Here is a 21,829-nt window from a genome sequence, read left to right on the forward strand (position 1 = left end):
CATGTGCCGGACAAGGAGAACGCCCAAAAAAACGCCAGCGCAAGCCGGGCCGACGCAAGTCGCGCCGCTGGGTGGTCGAAGTGACTCATTCATGGCTCAATCGCTTTCGTCGGTTGCTGATTCGCTGGGAGAAGAAGGCGAGCAATTATCTGTCCCTGCTGTTTTTCGCCTGCGCCATCATCTGTTGGCGCAAATGCGAGGTTTAGAGATAGGCTCTAAGTCATTGTCGCTTCTGGAAGCCAGCCTACTATCTCCACCAAACGCATTTCCATGTTTGCATGGAGGAGATAGTCATGTCCAACAAGCGCATCCCCGTGATCGCCGGAGCGCTGGTCGTGCTCTTCATCGCCCTGTTGTTCATCGTCGGCCGTTCGCTGACTGCGCCCAGCGCGCCGCCAGCGACTGTCGCCTCACCCACCACAGCGCCTCAGGCACAAGCAACGCTTCCGGTGCAGGCCCAAACCGCAAGCCAGCAAACCCAAGAGGCTGCCGGCAAACCACCGGGCCTGTATGACGCCGAGCTGGCTATCTCGGCAATGCAGAAAGGCGGCTGCGGCGCATGCCATATCATCCCCGGCGTGCCGAACGCCGTCGGCACTATCGGCCCCAACTTGACCGACATCGCTACGATGGTGCAGACGCACTTGCAAGAGGGCAAATACACCGGCTCGGCCAAGACCGTGGAGGAGTTCCTGCATGAATCCATCGTTTCTCCCGATGCCTTTCTCGCGCCGGATTGCGGCGGCGCACCTTGCCAGAAGGGGTTGATGCCGGGCAACCTGGCGAACGTGCTCACGGCTAATGAGATCAATAGCGTCGTGGCCTATCTGATGCGCGGCCCGCAGGAGGCTGCTGCCAAGTCGGAGGCAGAAAGCGCCGCGCAGCCCGTGCCCGTCGCCGCCAGCGAATCGCCGATGCTCACCGAGGCCGAATTCGCCTGGGCCAAGCAGACCTACTTCGAGCGCTGCGCCGGCTGTCACGGCACACTGCGCAAAGGCGCTACCGGCCCGGCGCTCACGCCCGACAAGACGTTGCCCAAAGGCACGCTCGCACTATCCACCATCATCTTCAACGGCACGAACCGTGGCATGCCGGACTGGGGCAAGCAGGGGTTCATGACTCAGGCGCAAACCGAGGTGATGGCTAAGTTCCTGCAAAACGAGCCGCCTGCGCCGCCGGAGATGTCGCTCGCGCAGATGAAAGCCACCTGGAAGCAGTTCGTTCCACCGGCCGATCGCCCGACTACAGTGCAGACCGACCGCGACTGGCGTAACTACTTCGTCGTCACCTTGCGCGATGCCGGTAAGGTGGCTGTGATTGACGGCGACACACACGAGATCGTCGAGACCGTGGACACCGGCTATGCCGTGCATATCACCCGCATGTCGGCCACCGGCCGCTATGCCTACGTCATCGGGCGCGATGGTAAGTTGGCAATGGTGGACTTGTGGCCGGAGAAGCCGCAAAAAGTGGCCGAGGTGCAGGTGTGCTACGACGCACGCTCGGTCGAAGTGAGCAAATACAAGGGCGAGCTAGGCGACTTCACCGACAAATATGCCATCGTCGGCTGCTACTGGCCGCCGCACTTCGTCATCCTCGATGGCCAGACGCTCGAGCCGTTCAAAGTCGTCAGCACGCGCGGCTACACCGTGGACGCCAACGAGTTCCATCCCGAACCGCGCGTCGCCAGCATCGTTGCCTCGCACTTCAAGCCGGAATGGATCGTCAACGTGAAGGAGATCGGCCAGATCTGGCTGGTGAGCTATGCCGATCCGCACAACCCAACGATCAAGATGATCGAAGCCGCGCCCTTCCTGCACGATGGCGGGTGGGATGTGAGCAAGCGTTACTTCCTGGTAGCGGCCAACCAGTCCAACAAAGTGGCTGTGGTGGATGCGAAAGAGAGCAAACTCGTCGCGATGGTGGACACGCCGGCCGTGCCGCATCCAGGCCGCGGTGCAAACTGGGTGGATCCGCAGTACGGCCCGGTGTGGAGCACTTCGCACTTAGGCGACGCAGCGATCACGTCCATCGGCACCGACCCCGAAGGCCATCCTGACGCCGCATGGAAAGCTGTGCGTGTGACGAAGTTGCCAGGCGCTGGCAGCTTGTTCATCAAGACGCACCCCAAGAGCCAGTGGATCTGGGTGGACATGACGCTCAACCCCGACCCGGTGCTGGCACGCACGATCTGCGTCATTGCCAAAGCGCAGCCCGACCGCACGCACAAGTGCTGGGAAGTCGCCAGCTACGGTCGTGCCGTTCACCTGGAATACAACCAGCAGGGCGATCAGGTGTGGGTGAGTGTGTGGGGCGACGCCAGCAAGCCCGGCGAGACTGGTGAGATCGTGATCTACGACGACGCGACGCTGCAGGAGAAGGCGCGCATCCCGAATCTGATCACGCCGACGGGTAAGTTCAACGTCAATAACACAGTGGAGGATATCTACTGACGGCGTGTTCGGAATCTGGAGTCTTTCAACAAGTGTTCAGAACCTCGGTTTTTCGGAGAAACCGGGGTTCTGGCAAGTAGGCCAGATGCCGGCCCTGCACCCAGTGAGCGTGCATAAATCGGCGCACAGCGCGTTTATAATCGCAACCTATGCGCAGCACTGTCGTCCACCTCAGCTACCAACGCCTAAACGCAGTTTTCTGGCTCGCCGTTGCCTCGTTCATCTGCTTGAGCATGTGGACGGCGCGCGTTATCTACATCGGCTCGATCTCCTACCGCTTCCTTGTGTGGAACTTGTTCTTGGCCTGGATTCCGCTGCTGTGTGCGTTGATGGCCGAACGCAGCCGAGGGCCGCTGGCCGTCGCGTGTGGTGCGGCCTGGCTGCTGTTCTTCCCTAATGCCCCCTACATTATTACCGACCTGGTACATCTGCGCGATCATGGGCGTTGGATGTTCTGGGTGAACCTGATCACGTTGTTGTCGTTTGCTATGACCGGCCTATTGCTCGGCTATCTCTCGCTCTACGTAATGCAAAAGCGGGTGGGACAGCGCTTCGGCTCAATCGCCGGCTGGGTCTTTGCCCTCAGCACGCTGGGGTTGTGCAGCTTTGGCATCTACCTGGGACGTTTCGGGCGGTGGAACAGTTGGGACGTTGTGCTCGAACCGGTTTCGCTGTTGCGCGACATCTGGCAGATCATCCGGCACCCTGTCGGCAACGGGGAGGTGTATGCCATCTCTGCGCTGCTCGCTGCGTTCCTTGTCGGCATGTATCTGGTGCTGTATCACTTCGCGCGGCATACACCTGATCCCGTTCAACCAGTGCGCCAGCCTGCCGATAGCCGTTGAGACAGGCCTGCCGTTGCGCTTTCGGCCGGTGGTGCTCTAATGGACGCCATGATGACCCCGCCTGCCGAAACGCATACCGAACGCTACTTTTCGCCCGATCCCGCCGTGCGTGACGTGGCGCGCACGCTCTATGCGTCCATCGCTGCGCTACCGCTCGTTTGTCCGCATGGCCATGTGGACCCCCGCGTCTTCGCCGATCCCGACTACCACTTCGGCACGCCGGCCGATCTATTCATCATCCCCGATCACTACGTGGTGCGCATGCTGTATTCGCAAGGCGTGCCGATGGAAGACCTGCTGCCCACTGCTGAGGAGGAAGCCCACCTGTCGGCGGAAGATAAGGCGCGTCGCCATCGCGCAATCTGGCAAATCTTCGCCGAGCGTTTTCACCTCTTCCGCGGCACCCCCACCGGTCTGTGGATTCGCGACGAGCTGCGCGACATCTTCGGCATCCACGAGAAGCTGACCGGCGCGAACGCACAGGATATCTACGACCGCATCGCAGACCAGCTCGCGCAGCCCGGCTTTCGCCCGCGCGCGCTCTATGCCCGCTTCAATATCGAGGTGTTGTGCACCACCGACGCCGCAACCGATTCGCTCGAACATCATCAACGCATTCGACAATCCGGTTGGGGCGGGCGCATCCTACCCACCTTCCGGCCCGACGGCGTGATTAATATAGACGCACCCGATTGGCGCGCGAACATTGAGCGTCTCGCTGAGGCGAGCGGTATCTCTATCACCCATTACGCCTCATTCCTCGCCGCAATCGAGCAGCGCCGCGCCTACTTCAAGGCGATGGGCGCCGTGGCCACCGATCACGCCGCGCTTACGCCGTTCACCGTCCTGCTGAGCGCGCGCGAGGCCGATGCGATCTTCCAGCGCGCTTTGCGCGGCGAGACCATGCCGGACGATGCGTCTCGCTTCACGGGGCACATGCTGATGCAGATGGCGCGCATGAGCGTCGAAGATGGTCTGGTGATGCAACTGCATGTCGGCGCGCTGCGCAACCACAATCGCGTGGTGTTCGAGCGCTTCGGGCCGGACAAAGGCGCCGATATTCCGGTGGCTACCGAGTACACGCGCAACCTACAGCCGCTGCTGAACGCCTTTGGCGACGACCGGCGCTTCCGGCTGATTCTATTCACGCTGGACGAGGCGACCTACGCGCGCGAACTGGCGCCGTTGGCCGGGCATTACCCCGCCGTCCGGCTCGGCCCACCGTGGTGGTTCCATGACTCGCTCAACGGCATGCGCCGCTTCTTCAATCAGGTGATGGAGACCGCAGGAATCTACAACACAGCCGGATTCAACGATGACACGCGCGCCTTCTGCTCCATCCCCGCTCGGCACGACCTGTGGCGGCGCGCAGCGTGCGATTGGCTGGCCGGGCTGGTCGTGCGTCACGTCATTGATGAGCAGGATGCCCATGAGATGGCGCGCGCCTTGGCCTATGACTTGACCAAGATCACCTATCATTTATAATAGCTGTCAAACTTAGATTGATGCGCGCTGTAAATTCGTGTTGATCGCGTTAACGCGTTTGAGCCAGGCGCGCTTGTAAGGAGGTAAAAATGATTTCCGAACAAATGACATCCGCTTTGAACCAACAGGCCGCGGAAGAAGCCTATGCGTCGAGCGTCTACCTGTCCATGGCGCTGTGGTGTGACGCTCAGGGCTACGAGGGCGCAGCGCGTTATCTCGCTGCCAGCTCGCAAGAGGAGCGCGAACACATGGAGAAGTTCTTGCAGTACGTCGTGGATCAGGACAGCCCGGCCCGCGTGCCGGCCGTACCCGAGCCGCCCCACGAGTTCAACTCGTTGCCCGAGATTATGAAGTCTGTGCTCGAATTGGAGATGGATGTGGCGCGCAAAATTCATCGCATCGTGGATCTAGCCATCGCCGAGAAAGACCACGCCACCTGGAACTGGCTACAGTGGTTCGTGGCCGAGCAGCGCGACGCCGAGATCAAGGCGCGCAATATCCTCGACCGCATCGAGGTGATCGGCACGGACGCCACCGGCTTGTATGAGATTGACAAGATGCTCGGCAAGATGGCCAAGTCAGAGGAGGCGTAGCCCGCGGCGGCCAGGCTGCGCCGCGCAGTCTGACCGCCGCGGGCAATATAATCCAGCGCGTGGCTATCCTGGGCTTCTCCGTCCGCCGCGCGTGGCTGAACCTCCGGAATCGCTGGCGCCGGCGGCGCAAGTTTCCCCCTTTCGTCATCGTCCCTCTCGAAGGCGAAATCGTCGAGCTGCCGCCTTCATGGCCGGATCTGCCGTTGTTTCTCTCGCGGCTGGTGCCGATGCCTTTGGGGCCGCTCAGCGTTAGCGAGTTGCGCCGCACCTTCGAGCAGCTAGCACTTGACCCTCGGGTGAAGGGTGTCGTGCTTCGGATCGCGTGCGCGGCCAATCCGGCAGTCTATCAGAGCTTGCGCGATTTGTTGACGCGCTTTCGCAGCAGTGGCAAGCGCCTCGTCGCCTATGCGGAATCGCTCGGCCCTTTTCAGTATTATCTGGCGTGCGCCTGCGATCAGGTCGTGATGCCGCCCAGCACCGAGTGGAATGTGCTCGGCTTCCACGATGAATATGTTTTCCTGAAGGATGCGCTCGATCGTCTGGGCGTTGGCGTAGATGTGGTGAACGTCTCGCCGTTCAAGTCTGCCGGCGACATCTTCTCGCGCAACGACTTCTCGCCCGATTCACGCGCGCAGGCCGAGTGGCTGCTGGACGCGCGCTTCAACGAACTGGTACGCGGCATCGCCGAAGGCCGGAATCTCAGTCCGGAGCGCGTGCGCGAGTTGATGGATAGTGCGCCCCTGAGCGCTTGGGAAGCCGTGCAACAGGGCCTGCTCGATGCGGCACTCTACGAAGATGAACTCGAGCGCTTCCTCATGCCTGAACCGCCCGCAGCGGTGGATGGGCGCATCGCGCGCTTGGCGCAGCGCATCGAGAAGGTGGCGCCTAGACTCGCCGACGACCTGCGTCGCGCTCAACATGCGGCTGCCGAGCGGGCGCGGCGTGCCTGCGTCCACTTAGAGGAAGTGCGCAGGTCGCTGCTCATCCCCGTCGTCGAATATGCGCCCAGGATGATTGGCGTGGTGAAAGTCGAGGGACTGATTGCGCCCGGTGCCAGCCGGCGTCTGCCCATCCCGTTCCCGCTCGCCGGCGAGCAAATTGCCGGATCCAGCAGCGTCGCGCAGGCCATCCGGCGCGCCGAGGCCGATGATCGTATTGCCGCAGTGATCCTCTATGTGGATTCCGGAGGTGGTTCGGTGTTGGCGTCCGACCTGATCGCGCGTGAGATGCGCCGTCTGCGCGCCAGGAAGCCAGTTGTAGTTTACATGGGTGGCACGGCGGCGTCGGGCGGTTACTATGTGTCGGCGCTTGCGAATTGCATCGTCGCTCAGCCGCTGACCATTACCGGCAGCATCGGGGTCATTGCGCTCAAGCCGAACACGCGCGAGGTGTTCGAGAAGCTTGGCGTGCATCGCGTGACGCTGCAGCGTGGCAGGCGTGCTGCGCTATTCAGTGACGTTGAGCCGATGGACGAGGAGTCGCGCGCGGTTTTCGCCGGTCTGGTTGCACGCGCTTATGATGACTTCAAACGAGTGGTGGCGGAAGGGCGCGCCATTGCGCCAGACGCCCTGGAACCCATCTGTGGTGGGCGTGTGTGGACCGGCGCACAAGCGAAGGATCACCGGTTGGTGGATGCGTTAGGGGATTTCACGGTAGCGGTAGAGAAGGCGCGTGAGCTAGGTGGCTTGCCCAGCGACAAACGTGTTGGTGTGGTTGTCGTCACATCCCCGCGCAGGCCGATGCTGCCGCCGACCTTTTCGGCGGTTGCGCACCTGGGGCGCGCTATCTTTGATGGCTCGCGCGAGCTGCGTGAGCTGCTCACTGAAACGAGCGCGTGGGCAGTATCGCTTTGGCGCAGCAGCGTCACGCGTTAGCGTGGCCGAGCGCTTGCATCGCCCGCTACAGCGATGCGAACGCGTGTCGGTGACGGTGCAGCGCGCCGTCACTTTACACGCCACTCGCCGTCAATCGTCTCCGGGTGTTTTGTGCGGCCCGCGTCGGTGGATGAATAAGACCGGCGGCCCTCGATCTGGGCGCGATGTTCCTCGACGACGTACGCCGGGCAGATCGCGATGAACGATTCGATGCCCACGAGCAACACGCCGAGGTCGTCCAGTTGGCCGAGCAGCGGCGCGATGTCGGGGAAGAAGTCTACGGGCGACACCACATAGAGCGCCGCAGCAATCGGCAGCGCCTTGAGATAGATGGGCACACGTGGGTCGCGCAGCAAACGCCAGACCAACCGCGCGCGGTTGATCAGCGCCCTGAATGCCTCGACCTGGGGTGTGACCTTCTGACCGTTCGACACTTCGCCCTCCTCGCTTGCGCTTCGTCGCACGCCTCACCGGCGGCTTCGGCAAGCAGCGTATTCAAACCATATGGGATAAAGGCCAGCGGCGATCACGCGCCGATGCGATGCTGTGCATGCGCTATTCTAGCGCGAAGCCCGGCGCCCAGGGGCGCGCGGCGCCCTGTTCTCGCCAACGCTGCGTTTGTCCACGCAGCGTTGGCGCGTTCCGCATGCGCTAGGCGCCTCCGAGTTGGTGCGATTGGATAACGGGCTAACCCGGGCGTCTCGCCTGCGCCAGACTGCGCGCCTGGGCAATCCAGCCGGCGTAGTCCGGCTTGCGCAGCTTGTTGGGCGGGCAGATCTTCATCAGCCGTTCGATGGGCGTGTTGGCCAGCGCTTTGTATGTGCAGATGCCGGCGTCGTAGAGTTTACGCTCATACACGCTCCCGATGCCTTCGAGCAGTTTGAGGTCGTCGGGCGCTGTGCCTTGCCACATGCGCCCGACCGAATTCGTCTCTATCGCCAGGCGCTGCGCGTCGGCGCGAACTGCTCCGAAGTCCACGCGCAACAGCGTTGGGCCGTCTAATACGAGGATGCGCTTGAAGTCATCATCGGTGAGGTGGGCCAGCTCCCAGAACGTGCCGATGCCGGCGGCGTACAGCCGCTGCTCGAAGACTGTGCCGATACCCTTGGCCATTGCCAGGTCTTGTGGGCATTCGGAGAAGCGCACCTCGCTGCCGGACTCGACGGCGGCGCGCATCGCCGCCTCTTTCGTCCGCTTGACATACTCGCGTATGAGCGCCAGCCGTTCGTCGGGGGATGCCTCGGTGACCGGCGTCGTCGCTTTAGCCTCGATCGTCGCCTTGAGCGCATCGCGTTCGGCGATCGCCGCGTTCAACCGATCCTGGAGTTCGGCCAATTGCGTGTGGAGTTCGGCTTGGGCCTGAGCGCCGGTTTCCAGATCGCGCTGGAGCTTGGCTAGTTGCTCGTTCAGGCGGGTGAGTCGGGCATCGCTCTCCTGCAGCCGCGCTTCTGCATCTTCCTTGGCCTGCTTCAGGGCATCGGTGATGGACCGGAGCAGCGCCAGCTTGCTCGTTAAGTCGGCAGGAATCTCGCCTTCCGGCACTTTGAGCTGTGTGAGCAGCCAGGCCTGGAGGTCGGCCTCGACGGCGGAGAGTTGGGCGCGCAGGTCGCCGAGTTGGGCGGTTTGGATGTCGAGTTGAGCCGTCAGTTCGGCTTTTTGAGCGATCTCTGTGTCAAAGTCGGCGCAGAGCGCCTCGTATTTCTTCTGTAGTTCCTGCAGCGCCGTTGTGTGCGCTTGGAGCTGCGTCTCTAATTCAGCCTTGTCGGCGAAGACGGCGTCGAGTTCAGCCTGGAGCGCGTCGAGTTGTGACCGTAGCGCTGGGGTTGGCTCGCCCGGCTGCGTCGCTTCGGCTCGCGCAGCGCCGCCGGCAGCGCGCTCCGCGGTTTGGGCTGGGGGGATGCCTTGCTGCTCAGTCGTCTCGGGAGACTGCGCCTGCAGGTGCCTGAGCCGATCCTCATACGCCTTCGCGCGCTCCTCGTACATGGCGACGAGCTCCGCGCCGGCGAAGGCGAGTGTGGCAAGTCCATCGCGCAGGGAGCGAACTTCGTTCTGCAACGCTGCGACGCGCGCTTCGAGTTCTGCTGTGGCTATCTGCGGCGCTGCGCCGGCGGCAGGTGTGGCCTCAGCGGCCACTGCGGCGTCCGCTGGAGCGGTGAGCTTCCCCGGCGCTGCGGCGATCACTTCGGTCTCAAATTCAGGTGTTGTCGGCATGGCCTGGAATCCGGCGGTATCTTCCTGGGTGGTCTCAGTCGCCAATTGAGCGCGCAGCGCAGCGATCTCGCGTGGTGTTTCGATTGTAATGCGAGCGCGGAGCTCATCGGCTTCTGCCAGCGCTCTGGCCAGTTGCGCCCTTAGCTCGTCTAACTGGGCGTGGCACCGGCGCAGCTCGTCTTGCAGCTGCGCGATAGCCGCTTGCGACGCTTCTCGCCCTTGTTCGGCTAAGCGCCCCTTCGCCTGGAGGATGCCGATGTGGGCGTTGAGAGTCTGGATGTGCGAGTCCTTGACGACCAGCTCGGACTGCGCGTTTGTGAAGTCGCGCTTGGCGCTCTCTGCGAATGTCTGCGCTGTTCGCACGCGCGACTCCAGCTCGCGGATAATCTCCCTCGTCCGGCCTTGCGCTAAGAGCGAGCCGATAATGAAACCGATGACGAGCGCAGCGATCAGTACAGGGAGGTTGGTATCCATAAGCTCTGCTCCGGGATGTGTGGGGGCCGCACCGGCGCTTCCGCGCCCTCGGGCTAACTTGCAGTCAGCTCTCGTCGGGGGCCGGCAGTCCCGCTTCGCTCAGACGAGATTTCAATGCATGGATGTGCGCCATCGCCTTGCTCAACGCCTCCTCCTTCATCTTGATGAGGGTCGCGGTGTATAGCGCAAGTTCGGCGGCTACATCGTTGCGTGCGCGGGAGAGTTTGGCTTCCAATTCTTCTTTCTCGGCGCTGAGCGTTTCAACCTCCTGGCGCAGCGTTTGCGCACTGGCGGCGAGTGAATTGAGCGCTGCTTCTTTGTTGCTGAGCACGCTGATGATCGCGTCGTAGTTGGTCTTCATCGTCGCGATTTCGGCGTTGGCGCCGTCGAGCTGCGCGGTCAGTTCGGCGACGTGGGCCGTTGCTGCATCGAGTTGCCCGCGGATCTCGTCAAAGGCCGACTTCAGTTGCGCCCACTCGGTTGCCCGCTCGCTTAAGCGGGTTTCTAGGTCGGCCTTTTCCTCCGTCAATAATTGAAGGCTGGCTTCGAGGGCAGCCTTCTGGGTGTTGAGCGACTGGATGCTGGCTTCTAGCTTGTTCTTCTCGTCGCTGAGCGCGCGGACATGGCTCTCTGACGTGGCGAACCGTTGACGGGAGTCGAGCAGGTTGGCTTCGGCCGTGCGGAGGTTGGCTTGGAGCGTTTGCACTTGGCTGCGCGCGTCACTCAGGTCTCGTTCGGCGCTTTGGAGTTTCGCGTGTAGGTCACAGATGCGGCTCTCAACTTCTGCAATGCGCCGGCGATAGGGAATGAAGGTGAAGAGCGAGCCGACGACGATGCCGATGATCGCAGCGACGACGTGGGAGAACCAATCCATATTTCCTCCTGATGGGCTTTGTCCTTCGGAAACTGAGTTTGAACGAAGGTGAGGCAAAAGTCAATGAGTGTGCTGGCACGTGCTTGCGAGGATGATTTGCGCTGGGGATGGCTATCCGTTGCGGGCTACAATGGTGTCGCCATGAATCGGGGGTTCAAGGCGCTGGTCATCGGCGAGCGGCCGGAAGGTGGGTTCGAGCGGTCAGTGAAGACGCGCCAGCTTGCCGATCTGCCGGCGAATGACACGCTGATTCGCGTGCGTTATTCGTCACTGAACTACAAAGATGCGCTCTCGGCAACGGGCAATCGTGGGGTGACACGTTGCTATCCGCACACGCCGGGCATTGACGCCGCCGGGGAGGTCGTCGAAAGCGCAAACGCGGACTTTAGGCCGGGTGATGCAGTCATCGTCACCGGCTATGACCTAGGCATGAACACGCCAGGTGGCTTTGGCCAATACATCCGCGTTCCGTCGGCGTGGGTGGTGCGCAAACCGGATGGGCTGACCTTGCACGAGAGTATGGCGCTGGGCACCGCAGGCCTGACGGCTGCGCTCAGCGTGTATCAACTCCAGCGCCACGCGCTGACGCCGGAGCAGGGTGAGGTGTTGGTCACCGGCGCGAGTGGGGGCGTGGGCTGCTTGACCGTTGCCCTCTTGAGCAAGCTGGGATACGCCGTTGTGGCGGCAACAGGCAAGGCCGATGCCGGCGACTGGCTCAAGCAGCTTGGCGCTCAAATGGTCTTGTCCCGCGATGACCTGCGCGACGTGAGCGGCAAGGCGCTGCTCAAAGAGCGTTGGGCCGGTGTGGTGGATGTCGTCGGCGGGGATATCCTCGCCACGGCGATCAAGACGACGAAGCGCGGCGGCTGCGTGGTGTGCTGCGGCAACGTCGCCTCGCCTGAGTTGCGCATGACCGTGTATCCGTTTATCCTGCGTGGCGTAACCTTGCAGGGCGTGGACTCCGCCGAAGCGCCGATGGCGCTGCGGCTGCAAATGTGGCACAACTTGGCCAACGCCTGGAAGCCATCGCCGATGGTGTTCGCGGCGATTGCGCAGACCGTCGCGCTCACCGAGCTTGATCCGATGATAGATGCCATCTTGCAGGGCGGAATACGCGGGCGGGTCGTGGTGGATTTAAGTGGTTGATTAATTGGAGGCGAGATGACGGCCGTTCAGATTTTCAACCAGTATTCGTTTCTCCTGCTGTCGGCGATTGCTCTGGCGATTGTGGCTGTGGTGTTGACCCGCCAGCGAGCCAGGCCGATCTTCTGGGTGGTGTGGGGTGGGGTGTTCGTCGGCGTCGTTGCCTACGCGCTGATGAGCCGTGTGCCCCAGACGGCCACGGTGAAGTTAGACACTGCCGCTGACATCCGCATCGCGATCCAGACGGCGGGTAAGCCTGTCCTGGTCGAGTTCTACTCCAATTACTGAAGCGCATGCATCAGTGCGCGTCCGGCCGTGCGCCGGATCGAAGAGGAATGGAAAACCGGTCAGGTGCTGTTGCTCGACATGGCTAATCCTGGAACGCGACAATTCGCGGCTCAGGTTGGCTTCGAGTTCACGCCCACATTTATCTTGTATGACCCGCAGGGGAATGAAGTGCGGCGCTGGCGCCGGCCTCCGGAGCTGAGCGAGTTACCCTAAGCAGCGGCATGGGGCGTTGCCGCTCGTTGGAGGATGCCCATGCGCCTCTAGCCCTCGATGGCGCACTCGATGTGTTCGAGCTGCGGCGCGGCGTTGTGTCGGTCTAGCTCGATGGCGATGACATCAATCTGCCATTGGGCATCTTGAAGGCCGTGTGCGTCTAGGTAAGCCTGGGCGGTGGTGATCAGCTTAGCGCGCTTGCGCCGAGAGAGGGTCTCCTGCGGCCGGCCGTAGGCATCGCTGCGCCGGGCGCGCACTTCGACAAAGATGATCGTATCGCCGCGTTCGGCCACGATGTCGAGTTCGCCGTGGTCGTGACGCCAATTGCGCGCGCGCAAGACGTAGCCGCGCTCGGTGAGATACCTGGCGGCGATGGCCTCGCCCCAAGCGCCGACGTCTCTGCGCTTTGCCATCAAGCGTCTTCTTCCGCCTCAGGGGGGTGCGCCGTCTCGCGCCCGGCGATCGTGGCAGCGATCAGGCTGATGCCCAGGCTGATCAGCCCGAAGATGAGAATTAACCCGGGCCGGACATCTATCCCCGGCGCCTGTCCGCCGAGGACAAGGGTGGAGGCTACCAGCCCCATGACCGCGCCGACGCCCACCCACAGGCCGATAGCGCCACCGAGTATCCGACCGATGCGCGGGTCGGTGAAACCGGTTGCAGCTTTTCGACCTGCCATGATGGCGACGGTGGCGGCGGTGGCGAGATTGCCCCACCAACCCGCCGAAAGCGCCGCGCCGGCCATGAGCGCTTGATTCTGCTCCAACAGCGAGAGGATGAAGAGCTGAACGAGGACTGCGACTATTGCTGTGGCAATGAACGAAATGATCAAATACCGCAAATGTAGACGATTCATATCCTCTTATTCCCTGCCGTGGACTCGTGGAGAAGCCGCGCGTCGCGCGTTCAGTGTCTGAAGTGCCGCACGCCGGTAAATACCATCGCAATCCCAGCTTCGTCGGCGGCGGCAATGATCTCGGCGTCGCGCATGGCGCCGCCGGGTTGCACAATGGCCTTCACCCCGACCTTGGCCGCTTCGCGGATGCCATCCGGGAAGGGGAAGAAGGCATCGCTGGCCAACACGGCGTTCTTCGCCCGGCGGCCGGCGCGTTTGGCGGCGATCTTCACGCTATCCACCCGGTTCGGTTGTCCCCCCCCGATGCCCACCGTTGCCAGGACGCCGCGGCTTTCGCGGGCGATCACAATCGCGTTACTGCGTACGTGTTGGCAGGCCTTCCAAGCGAATCGCAGCGCGCGCAGGTCGTCCTCGCCGGGCTGCGCCCGGGTGACGACGCGCCAGCTTGCTGGGTCTGGATCGCCGCGATCCACCGTCTGGCGCAGCAAGCCGCCGGTGATGCTGCGATACTCGTAGGCGGGCGCCGTCGTTGCGGCAGGGTCTTCGATCTCGAGCAGCCGGCAGTTCTTGCGATGGCTCAACATCGCTTTGGCTTCGTCGGTGAACCCGGGCGCGACGATGCACTCGATAAAAAGGTCGCCCATCGCCTTGACCGTCGCTGCATCCACTTCCCAGTTCGAGGCGATCACCCCGCCGAAGGCGGATATGGGATCGGCATTGAAGGCCGCCGTGTAGGCCTTGTGCAACTCGTCGGCGCAGGCGATGCCGCACGGGCTGAGGTGCTTGACGATGACGATGGTTGGCTGTTCAAACTGTAAGGCTGCGCGCCAGGCGGCGTCGAGGTCGAGCAGATTGTTGTAAGATAGTTCTTTGCCTTGCAGTAGCCGGCCGCCGAGTGGGCCGGCGCATCCGTTGCCGTTGACGCTGAACAGCGTCGCTTTTTGGTGAGGGTTTTCGCCGTAGCGTAAATCCTGCACCTTGTGCAGGGTGAGGGTGTAAATCGGCGAGTCGCTCGATTGAATGCCCATCAAGTAATCGCGGATGGCGGCGTCGTATGCGGCGGTATGCGCGAATGCCTTCAGCGCCAGCACCTCGCGCGTCTCCAGCGAGACGCCGCCGTTTTTGGCGATGTCTTTTAGCACCAGGTCATAGTCGCAGGGGTCACAGACCACGGCCACGCGCGTGTAATTCTTGGCTGCGGCGCGGATGAGCGCGACGCCGCCGATGTCTATGTGTTCGATGGCGTCTTGCAGCGTAACATATCTCTGGGCGACGGTCTTTTGGAACGGATAAAGGTTGACTACAACCAGGTCAATCATCGGCGCGCCGATGCGCGCCAGATCGGCGCGGTCTTCTTCCGTGTCGCGCGCCAGGATGCCGCCGTGGATCATCGGGTGTAACGTCTTCACACGCCCTTCGAGAATTTCGGGCGAGCCGGTGAGTTGCTCAACGGTTATGACGGGCAATCCGGCGTGCTGGAGCACGCGGGCGGTGCCGCCGCTGGCGATCAGTTCAACGTTATGCTGGTGCAAGCTGCGCGCGAATTCAATCAAGCGTGTCTTGTCCGACACGGAGAGAAGGGCTCTCATGATGCGCGCATTATAAGACCCGTCCTCGTCTCGCCATCCCCCGCGCGCGTTGTAGGCTGTAGTTGTAGGGGATGTCCTTCTGCTCCTTGTCTGGGGTTCTCGATTACTGCTCTGATCGCTGCCACGAGCAGCTCGTGCTCCGCCGCGTGGTCGTTCGGATTGTCGGTGGGGTGGATGGGCACTTCGCGCGTCGCGATCACTGGCCCGGTATCCACGCCTTTGGCGACGTAGCGCGCCATTACTCCGGTGCGCCGGGTTTCGCCTCGCCGGAAGGTCTGGTATGCGGCTGCGATGCTGTGCATCCCGGGGAACATGCCGGGGCGTGCGGGGTGCAGATTGATGACCTTGTCGGCGAAGCGCCGCGCGAAGGGAGGACTGAGGATGTGCATCCGGCCGGCGCAGACGATCAAATTGGGCTGAGAGTGTTCGATGACCTGGGCCAGCGCTTCATCGTAGCCGGCGCGGTTGCGGTGCAGATTCTGCAAAACGGGAGTGGGATGGCCGGCATGCCGGCATCGCTCGCCCGTTGTAAGCCGAAAGCGTCGGCCCCGTGGTTGATGACCGCCACGACCTGCGCCGGCAGGCGTCGAGGATAGCCCGCGGATTGCTCCCGCAGCCTGAGAGCAAAACGACGAAGCGTTTCGCGGGTATGGCCGGGCTACGCCGCGTCACTGGGTTTTGTAGCAATCCACGATCACATGCCGCGGGATGGTGGTCGTAGTGCCATCGGACTTGACGACGTAGATTGTGAACAAATAGTAGCCCTTGTCGGGGATCGTGAATTGGAAGGTGCCGCTGGGCAGCAGCATGGGCATGCGTTTGTTCACGGCGTCGCTCGGCGCGATGCTCGATAAGTTGCCGGCCGGACAGTTCGCGAAGATGCCGGGCCCCTGCTGTGTGGTGATCTCCAGTTCGGCCTTTGTCGCGCCGTTGATTTGCCATTCCAAGGTTGCCGTCTTGGGTTGGCCTTGGTAGCCGAGCGGAACATCGCCGATGTCGTCGCGTGGCGAGAAGCGCACGTTCTGACTATAGGGCAACACCGCTGAAGCTGGGATGGGCGGCGTGGGTGTTGGCTGAGGCGGCGCGGGTGTAGGCGCGCTCGCGGGCATAGCTGCCGTGGGCGGCACCGGCGCGACGACTATAGGGACGGTTGCCGCGTCACCGGTCAAATCCACTAACTGCCCAAACACCCAGGCTACGCCTCCTGGCGCGCCGTCAAACGCGATTTGCCACCACTGGCCGTTGGCGCTCCTGCCCTTCACCGCGGCGGCATTTTTCCCCGTCGCCTGTAATTCGCCCACTTTCTGGTAAGCCGTGTCCGGTCCGGTGCGGAGGTTGGCGAATTCTTGCCCGGCCTTCAGCGTGACGAACGGCGGCTTCAGGCCGGTCGGATTGGTCGGCGAGGCGGCCGCGGATGTAGAGGCCGCCCGTGGCGTAACTACCGGCAGCGTCTCTGTTGGGCCGTTGATGCTGACGACGGGCGCGTACACCCATCCGGCGCCGTCGGCGCCGGACGGGAAGTTGATTTGATACCAGGAGCCGTCGGCGTTCTTGCCGCGCACAGGAACGCTCTGGCCTTTGTTGATCTGGCCGATGAGCCGCGCGTTGAGATCGGGGAGTTCGCGCACGTTAACAAAATCGTTCTCGGGGCGCGGGCTAAGCAGCACGTTGACGACGGCCGCCGGTGCGCCGGAGGCAGCAGGTGTCGCTGCCGGCTGCTCGGCTGCAAGGGGCGTGGCCGTCGGTATCGGCGTTGGCTCGGGGGTGGGCGTCGCCGTTGGCAGCGGGGCCTGAATGGTGATGAAGACCGCATCCGAAGCGATGACGGATTCGCCTTGGTCGTTGATGCCCTTGATTTGGATGACGCTTGTGCCGACAATTTCTGACGGTGCGATCCAGGTCACGCTAATCTCGAACTCGTTAGGACGGATGGCCTGATCCACGGTGGCGAATCGCTCGTTGTTGATGAAAACGTCCACCTGCTTAATGGCGCTGCCGACCACTTTGCCGGAAATTTGGATTTCGTCTCCGGCCCGAAACTGTGCGTTGGGCGCCGGCGAGGTGAGCAGCGCCGCAGGCGGGGGAGCAGGATTGCCACAGGCCGCAAGCAGCCCGACTGCGATCACCATCCCGCCGATGAAGAGTTTGTGGGCGAAGAGTGGCTTCATCATACATATCATCCGCGCATTGGCAATTCATCCTCGCGCCATGGCCGCTTTCGGCTCGTCTTCGGCAGAAAAGGGCGGCGTGACTCAGATGATTTCGGCCAATGACGTTAACCGAGATCGGCGCCGGCCCTCACCGAGGGTCGGATGGCGCGTTTTGGCGCGGATCGAGCGAAAATTCTAGCACCGGTTATGCCAAAGAGCAGCGCGGTGCCGGCTAGTGTGAACCACCATCCCGCCCCTACGCCGACCGGGCTGCGGTAGAGCGCTTCGATGGATGGCTTGACCGCGAAATAACCGATGAGCGGCACAGTTGAGGCAACTGCGCAAGCGATTGAGCAGGCCGCGTGCACTGGCGTTGGGAGCGCGTTGGTCAAGAGTATCGCGATGACCAGCGCAAAGACGCCCAGGGTGATGAAGAATTGCAGCCGATAATCGGGTTGGGCGTAGGCGGTCAGGGTGTGCGGATAAGCCGGCAGCCCCAGTGAAGCAATCAGCAGGGCGAAGGCGCCGCCGAGCGCGCGCTGCGGCCAGGGGACGTTGCGAATTGTCAGCGCCATGAGCACAGAGGCGGACCACAGCGGAAGCAAGAACCACTCGTTGAGGAAGATGCCGGCGCCGGGCGTGAAGTTGGTCGAGATAGACAAGTCGTGGCCGCTGCGAGTTAACGGCGCGACGGCGTGCGCTGCCCAGGGCAAGAAGTGGCCAATGAGGAGCGCGAGCGCTGCCGTGAAATCGAGAGCGGGGAATTGAGAATCGAGGACTGAGAACCGCCCGCGCTTGCTTATCTGCTCGGTTCTCATCTCTCGTCTCAATTCCCTTGTGGGTAAGTTTCTAACTGCTCGGTTCAGATCTTCCCAAGCGCCTGAAGCACGTTTTTCGGGTTCATCGGTAGCACGGTCATGCGCACGCCGGTGGCCCGATAGATGGCGTTGGCAATCGCCGCGGCCGGCGGGACGATGGGCACTTCGCCGACGCCCTTCACACCAAACGGATGGTTGGGGTTGGGCACTTCGACGATCACCGCCTCAATCATGGGCAGGTCGAGCGCTGTCGGCATGCGGTAATCGAGCAGGCTGGCGTTCATCAGGTGGCCATCTTTGTCGTAGTAGTACTCTTCGTTCAGCGCCCAGCCGATGCCCTGCGCCACACCGCCGTGAATCTGGCCCTCGACGTAGCTGGGGTGGATAGCGCGCCCCACGTCTTGCGCGGCGGTATAGCGCAGGATGTTCACCTTGCCCGTCTCGGTGTCCACCTCGACGTCCACCACGTGCGTCGCCAGCGCAGGAATAGCGCCCTTCGTGTCCAATGACACGCTTACGCTCATGGGGCCGCCGGTCTCATCCAGCTTCGCGCACAACTCCTTAAAGGTGATCCGCTTTTCGCCGTAGGAATACACGTCGCCTTCGACGTTGATGTCATCCGCCGGCACTTCCCACAGCACGGCGGCGCGCTGTTTCATCTCCCTGATGATCTCTTTGCCGAGATGATACGCGGCCATGCCGGAACCGTAGGTGGTGCGGCTGCCGCCTGTGCCGTCGTTGTAACCCACGGTCTGCGTGTCGCCCACCATCGGCTTGACATCTTCGTAGTGGATGCCGAGCGTCTCGGCCAGCATCATCGCCAGCGAGGCCCGTGTGCCGCCGATATCGGTGCTGCCTTCCAGGTAGGACACGGTGCCATCCGGGTTGACCACGGCCGAGGCCGACGACTTGCCATCCCAGTTGTACCAGAAGCCACAGGCCACGCCGCGCCCAACCTTCATGTAAGGCGCGCGAGGCTCGGGCAGCGGCGCGTGGTAGTGCGGATGCTTCTCGATAGCGTCCAGCGTCTCGATGAAGCCGATCCGGCCGTAGATCGGGCCATCGGCGCGTCGGTCGCCTTCCTTGGCCGCGTTGATGCGGCGGAACGTGATGGGATCCATGCCCAGTTTCTCGGCCAGCTCGTCTATCACCGTCTCGCCGGCGAACGCTGCGTTGGTGCCGCCAGGCGCGCGGTACGCCTTGGCAGCCGGCTTGTTCACTACCACGTCGTAGCCGTCAATTTGTACGTTGTCGAGCTTGTAGGGCGCGAAGATTACGCCCATGCCTGCGCCCACCGGCGAGCCGGGGAAGGCGCCGGCCTCGTAAGCCAACCAGGCCTGTGCGGCGGTGATCTTGCCGTCTTTGCGCGCGCCCATCTTCACGCGGATGACCGAAGCGCTGGTTGGCCCGGTGGCCTTCAGCACTTCGTCGCGCTGCATCCACATCTTCACCGGGCGATGGCCGGACTTAAGCGAGAGCAGGGCAGCCAGCGGCTCCAGGTAGACCGGGAACTTGCCGCCGAAGCCGCCGCCGATCTCCATCGGGATGACGCGAATCTGCGAGAGCGGCACGTGTAGGATTTCGCTCAGGTCGCGGCGCTGATCCCATGCGCCCTGCGTGCTGGTCCACACGGTGATCTGGCCATCGGCATTCCACAGCGCCGTGCCGTTTTGCGGCTCGATGTAGCCCTGGTGCACGGTGTTGGTGTGGAACTCGCGCTCGACAATCACGTCGGCCTCGGCGAAGCCGACGGCCAAGTCGCCGCGCGCATGCTGTTCGTGGCTGGCGATGTTGGTCGGCTTGTCGCTGACCACCTCGCCCAGTTCTTTGGTGCGCAAGTTGGGCAGCAGGATGGGGGCGTCGTCCTTCATCGCGTCGAGCACGTTCAGCACCGGCGGCAGCACCTCGTACTCGACCTTGATCAGCGCCAGCGCTTCCTCGGCGATGTGGATGCTTGTGGCAGCAACCGCGGCAACCGGGTGGCCGTGATATAGCACTTTGTCCTGCGCCAAGACGTTCTGGCTGAGATAGCTGTAGTTCACGCTGCTCTCGCCGCTCTTGGCTACCTTGTCCTCGGCGGGTTTGAGGTCTTTGCCGGTGATGACGGCCTTCACGCCGGGCAGCTTCTCCGCTGCACTGGTGTCGATCGAAAGGATGCGGGCATGCGCGTGCGGGCTGCGCAGCACCTTGCCGTACAGCAGGCCCGGCAGGATCACGTCGGCGCCGTATTGAGCGCGTCCGGTCACCTTGTCCACGCCGTCTGGTCGGATCACGCGCTGGCCGATGACCTTGAAGGGCTTGCCGTTCGTCTTCGCTTCTGTCTTCTTAATCACTGGGGTCATTTCCTCAACCTCCGGTCTTTCTGCAAGGAGCGATAAGCGATGGTTGATGTGCGTACACTTGGGGGTTACGCGGCCTGCTTCTCCGCGCGCAGGGTCGCCGCGGCGTCGAGCACGGCGCGTACGATTTTGTCGTAGCCGGTGCATCGGCACAGGTTGCCGGCCAGCCAGTAGCGCACCTCTTGCTCGGTGGGGTTGGGGTTCTTATCCAGCAGCGCCTTGGCGGCCACGATGAACCCCGGCGTGCAGATGCCACATTGCAGCGCGGCGTCTTCCAAGAACTTTTGCTGCAGCGGGTGCAGGCCTTCCTTGGGGGTGATGCCCTCGATGGTCGTGATGGCCGCGCCGTTGGCCTCGACGCCCAGCACCAGGCATGAATTCACCAACACGCCGTTCATGATCACGGCGCATGCGCCGCAGTTGCCGTTGTTGCAGCCTTCCTTGGCGCCGGTCAGGTGGAGCACGTCGCGCAGCACCTCGAGCAGGCTCTGGCGCGGCTCGCACACGAATGACCTCTCTTCGTCGTTGATCGTTGCGGTAACGAGAACTTTGTTGGACATGGTCTGGAGATTGGTAATTGGTAAAGTGGTGAGTGGTAAGTGGTGATTAGAGATCAGAGATTAGAGATTCGCATTCCACCTCCAATCTCGAATCTCCAATTACCAATGACGAATAACTAGCCGCCACGCGCTCGTTCGATCGCCCTCAACAACGCGCGCTTGGTCATGACGTACGACAGGTGCTTGCGCTGTTCGGCGCTGCCGCGCATATCGGTAATGGGTCGCGCCGCGGCTTGCGCGGCCCGCGCTGCGGCCTCGATCGCCTCGTCCGAGACCGGCTGTCCGGTCAACGCTGCGCCGGCTTCTGGCACGAACAGCGGCGTAGGGGCCACGGCGCCGAGCGCGAGGCGCGCGCCGACGAAGCGCCTCTTATCCTCGTCGAGCACGACCATCGCACCCGCGCTGGTCACGGCGATGTCCATCTCGTTGCGCGGGATGAAGCGCAGATAGGCGGCGCCGGAGTTCGGCTTGGGCGGCGGCAGCTTGAGTGCGACCAGGAGCTCGCCCGGCTGCAGCACCGTGCGGCCCGGCCCCACGAAGAACTTCTCCAACGGGATGGCCTTGGTGACGTTGCGCGAGGCGACGATACACGTTGTTTCATAGGCGATCAGGATCGGGATGGAATCGCCGGCGGGTGAAGCCGTGCACACGTTGCCGCCTAAGGTGGCGCGGCCTTGAATGGCAATGCCGCCGATCAGCGTCGCCGCGTCAATCAGCCCCGGATAGTGTTCGATCACGTGAGCGTCGTTGTAAATCCGGTGCAGCGGCACGGCGGCGCCGATGGTCAACCCCTCCTTAGGGCTGTAACCGAGCTGATTGAGTTCGGGGATGCCCTTGACATCCACCACGACTTTTGCGCTGCGCCGACCCTCGCGCAGGAAGACGATGAGATCGGTGCCGCCGCTCAGACACTTGGCCTGGTCGCCCTCGCGGGCCAGGATATCGGCAGCTTCCGAAAGTGTGCGCGCGGAAACGTAGGAGAATGCTTGCATATTTGGGCTTATACCACAGACTGGCTATACTGACACGCCTAGGGAACGGAGCGCGAGCCTCTGGCGTCTTTG

Annotated in this window: 21 protein-coding genes; 9 read left to right on the forward strand and 12 right to left on the reverse strand. The window is 62.7% G+C overall.

All coding sequences use genetic code 11. The features are described 5' to 3' along the window. From GXH28_RS08285 to sppA, 6 genes are all read left to right on the forward strand, one after another. Positions 1 to 206: transposase (locus tag GXH28_RS08285; protein ID WP_169237924.1), on the forward strand; the 206-nt coding region annotated here is incomplete at its 5' end. 72 nt (positions 207 to 278) lie between these two features. Beyond that, on the forward strand, positions 279 to 2,453 hold the full coding sequence (locus GXH28_RS08290) for a cytochrome D1 domain-containing protein (protein WP_240550284.1): 2,175 nt from the start codon (positions 279 to 281) through the stop codon (positions 2,451 to 2,453). A 149-nt stretch (positions 2,454 to 2,602) separates the two neighbouring features. Then, a complete protein-coding gene (locus GXH28_RS08295) occupies positions 2,603 to 3,298 on the forward strand; it encodes a DUF1361 domain-containing protein (RefSeq protein WP_169238557.1) in 696 nt (231 codons plus the stop codon). A gap of 51 nt (positions 3,299 to 3,349) precedes the next feature. Further along, entirely contained in the window at positions 3,350 to 4,783 is a 1,434-nt protein-coding gene (uxaC, locus tag GXH28_RS08300) for a glucuronate isomerase (RefSeq protein ID WP_445082648.1), read from the forward strand. Positions 4,784 to 4,887: 104 nt separating this feature from the next. Continuing rightward, entirely contained in the window at positions 4,888 to 5,376 is a 489-nt protein-coding gene (locus tag GXH28_RS08305; protein ID WP_169238559.1) for a ferritin, read from the forward strand. Positions 5,377 to 5,435: 59 nt separating this feature from the next. After that, positions 5,436 to 7,250: a signal peptide peptidase SppA gene (sppA, locus tag GXH28_RS08310; protein WP_169238560.1), complete on the forward strand. Its 1,815-nt coding sequence runs from the start codon at positions 5,436 to 5,438 to the stop codon at positions 7,248 to 7,250. A gap of 68 nt (positions 7,251 to 7,318) precedes the next feature. Here sppA and GXH28_RS08315 read toward each other — a convergent pair whose 3' ends face one another. From GXH28_RS08315 to GXH28_RS08325, 3 genes are all read right to left on the reverse strand, one after another. Beyond that, positions 7,319 to 7,684, reverse strand: coding sequence for a DUF1232 domain-containing protein (locus GXH28_RS08315; protein ID WP_169238561.1), 366 nt, complete (start codon positions 7,682 to 7,684; stop codon positions 7,319 to 7,321). A gap of 253 nt (positions 7,685 to 7,937) precedes the next feature. Further along, positions 7,938 to 9,935 (reverse strand): helix-hairpin-helix domain-containing protein, encoded by a 1,998-nt coding sequence (locus GXH28_RS08320; protein ID WP_169238562.1) that lies wholly within the window; start codon positions 9,933 to 9,935, stop codon positions 7,938 to 7,940. A gap of 64 nt (positions 9,936 to 9,999) precedes the next feature. After that, a complete protein-coding gene (locus GXH28_RS08325; protein ID WP_169238563.1) occupies positions 10,000 to 10,809 on the reverse strand; it encodes a hypothetical protein in 810 nt (269 codons plus the stop codon). Positions 10,810 to 10,950: 141 nt separating this feature from the next. Between GXH28_RS08325 and GXH28_RS08330 the strand changes: the two genes are divergently transcribed. The 3 genes from GXH28_RS08330 to GXH28_RS08340 are packed head-to-tail and all read left to right on the forward strand — an operon-like array spanning position 10,951 to position 12,453. Beyond that, positions 10,951 to 11,955 (forward strand): YhdH/YhfP family quinone oxidoreductase, encoded by a 1,005-nt coding sequence (locus GXH28_RS08330; RefSeq protein ID WP_169238564.1) that lies wholly within the window; start codon positions 10,951 to 10,953, stop codon positions 11,953 to 11,955. Between the two features lie 15 nt (positions 11,956 to 11,970). Then, positions 11,971 to 12,240 carry a hypothetical protein gene (locus tag GXH28_RS08335; protein ID WP_169238565.1) on the forward strand — a complete coding sequence of 90 codons (270 nt, stop codon included), beginning with the start codon at positions 11,971 to 11,973 and terminating at the stop codon, positions 12,238 to 12,240. A 27-nt stretch (positions 12,241 to 12,267) separates the two neighbouring features. Continuing rightward, positions 12,268 to 12,453 (forward strand): hypothetical protein, encoded by a 186-nt coding sequence (locus tag GXH28_RS08340; RefSeq protein WP_169238566.1) that lies wholly within the window; start codon positions 12,268 to 12,270, stop codon positions 12,451 to 12,453. 47 nt (positions 12,454 to 12,500) lie between these two features. Here GXH28_RS08340 and GXH28_RS08345 read toward each other — a convergent pair whose 3' ends face one another. The 9 genes from GXH28_RS08345 to GXH28_RS08385 all read right to left on the reverse strand — a co-directional run bounded on the left by GXH28_RS08345 (position 12,501) and on the right by GXH28_RS08385 (position 21,757). Continuing rightward, positions 12,501 to 12,866, reverse strand: a complete 366-nt coding sequence (locus tag GXH28_RS08345; protein ID WP_169238567.1) for a YraN family protein — start codon at positions 12,864 to 12,866, stop codon at positions 12,501 to 12,503. Further along, complete coding sequence (locus GXH28_RS08350) at positions 12,866 to 13,309, reverse strand: hypothetical protein (RefSeq protein WP_169238568.1); 444 nt, start codon at positions 13,307 to 13,309, stop codon at positions 12,866 to 12,868. Before GXH28_RS08350 ends, GXH28_RS08345 begins: the two co-directional genes overlap by 1 nt. A 50-nt stretch (positions 13,310 to 13,359) precedes the next feature. After that, positions 13,360 to 14,898 carry a bifunctional phosphoribosylaminoimidazolecarboxamide formyltransferase/IMP cyclohydrolase gene (gene purH / locus GXH28_RS08355; RefSeq protein WP_169238569.1) on the reverse strand — a complete coding sequence of 513 codons (1,539 nt, stop codon included), beginning with the start codon at positions 14,896 to 14,898 and terminating at the stop codon, positions 13,360 to 13,362. Continuing rightward, positions 14,895 to 15,503, reverse strand: a complete 609-nt coding sequence (locus tag GXH28_RS08360; RefSeq protein WP_320447937.1) for a formyltransferase family protein — start codon at positions 15,501 to 15,503, stop codon at positions 14,895 to 14,897. The genes purH and GXH28_RS08360 overlap by 4 nt, the downstream gene beginning before the upstream one ends. Before the next feature lie 63 nt (positions 15,504 to 15,566). Next, positions 15,567 to 17,069, reverse strand: coding sequence for an SH3 domain-containing protein (locus tag GXH28_RS08365; RefSeq protein ID WP_169238571.1), 1,503 nt, complete (start codon positions 17,067 to 17,069; stop codon positions 15,567 to 15,569). Between the two features lie 104 nt (positions 17,070 to 17,173). Then, on the reverse strand, positions 17,174 to 17,866 hold the full coding sequence (locus tag GXH28_RS08370; protein WP_169238572.1) for a hypothetical protein: 693 nt from the start codon (positions 17,864 to 17,866) through the stop codon (positions 17,174 to 17,176). A gap of 44 nt (positions 17,867 to 17,910) precedes the next feature. Continuing rightward, positions 17,911 to 20,199 carry a xanthine dehydrogenase family protein molybdopterin-binding subunit gene (locus GXH28_RS08375; RefSeq protein ID WP_320447935.1) on the reverse strand — a complete coding sequence of 763 codons (2,289 nt, stop codon included), beginning with the start codon at positions 20,197 to 20,199 and terminating at the stop codon, positions 17,911 to 17,913. Positions 20,200 to 20,273: 74 nt separating this feature from the next. Continuing rightward, positions 20,274 to 20,765: a (2Fe-2S)-binding protein gene (locus GXH28_RS08380; RefSeq protein WP_169238574.1), complete on the reverse strand. Its 492-nt coding sequence runs from the start codon at positions 20,763 to 20,765 to the stop codon at positions 20,274 to 20,276. A gap of 116 nt (positions 20,766 to 20,881) precedes the next feature. Continuing rightward, on the reverse strand, positions 20,882 to 21,757 hold the full coding sequence (locus GXH28_RS08385) for an FAD binding domain-containing protein (RefSeq protein ID WP_169238575.1): 876 nt from the start codon (positions 21,755 to 21,757) through the stop codon (positions 20,882 to 20,884). Between the last annotated feature and the right edge of the window lie 72 nt (positions 21,758 to 21,829).

The organism is Candidatus Roseilinea sp. NK_OTU-006 (assembly GCF_012931985.1).
In the GTDB taxonomy this organism is placed as follows: Bacteria; Chloroflexota; Anaerolineae; order J036; family Brachytrichaceae; genus JAAFGM01.

Excerpts from the sequence above, each read along its gene's own strand:
- GXH28_RS08290 (WP_240550284.1), top strand. The coding sequence starts at position 279 with ATGGAGGAGATAGTCATGTCCAACAAGCGCATCCCCGTGATCGCCGGA.
- GXH28_RS08295 (WP_169238557.1), top strand. The coding sequence starts at position 2,603 with ATGCGCAGCACTGTCGTCCACCTCAGCTACCAACGCCTAAACGCAGTT.
- uxaC (WP_445082648.1), top strand. The coding sequence starts at position 3,350 with ATGACCCCGCCTGCCGAAACGCATACCGAACGCTACTTTTCGCCCGAT.
- GXH28_RS08305 (WP_169238559.1), top strand. The coding sequence starts at position 4,888 with ATGACATCCGCTTTGAACCAACAGGCCGCGGAAGAAGCCTATGCGTCG.
- GXH28_RS08320 (WP_169238562.1), bottom strand. The coding sequence starts at position 9,935 with ATGGATACCAACCTCCCTGTACTGATCGCTGCGCTCGTCATCGGTTTC.
- GXH28_RS08325 (WP_169238563.1), bottom strand. The coding sequence starts at position 10,809 with ATGGATTGGTTCTCCCACGTCGTCGCTGCGATCATCGGCATCGTCGTC.
- GXH28_RS08330 (WP_169238564.1), top strand. The coding sequence starts at position 10,951 with ATGAATCGGGGGTTCAAGGCGCTGGTCATCGGCGAGCGGCCGGAAGGT.
- GXH28_RS08335 (WP_169238565.1), top strand. The coding sequence starts at position 11,971 with ATGACGGCCGTTCAGATTTTCAACCAGTATTCGTTTCTCCTGCTGTCG.
- GXH28_RS08345 (WP_169238567.1), bottom strand. The coding sequence starts at position 12,866 with ATGGCAAAGCGCAGAGACGTCGGCGCTTGGGGCGAGGCCATCGCCGCC.
- GXH28_RS08350 (WP_169238568.1), bottom strand. The coding sequence starts at position 13,309 with ATGAATCGTCTACATTTGCGGTATTTGATCATTTCGTTCATTGCCACA.
- purH (WP_169238569.1), bottom strand. The coding sequence starts at position 14,898 with ATGAGAGCCCTTCTCTCCGTGTCGGACAAGACACGCTTGATTGAATTC.
- GXH28_RS08365 (WP_169238571.1), bottom strand. The coding sequence starts at position 17,069 with ATGATGAAGCCACTCTTCGCCCACAAACTCTTCATCGGCGGGATGGTG.
- GXH28_RS08370 (WP_169238572.1), bottom strand. The coding sequence starts at position 17,866 with ATGAGAACCGAGCAGATAAGCAAGCGCGGGCGGTTCTCAGTCCTCGAT.
- GXH28_RS08380 (WP_169238574.1), bottom strand. The coding sequence starts at position 20,765 with ATGTCCAACAAAGTTCTCGTTACCGCAACGATCAACGACGAAGAGAGG.
- GXH28_RS08385 (WP_169238575.1), bottom strand. The coding sequence starts at position 21,757 with ATGCAAGCATTCTCCTACGTTTCCGCGCGCACACTTTCGGAAGCTGCC.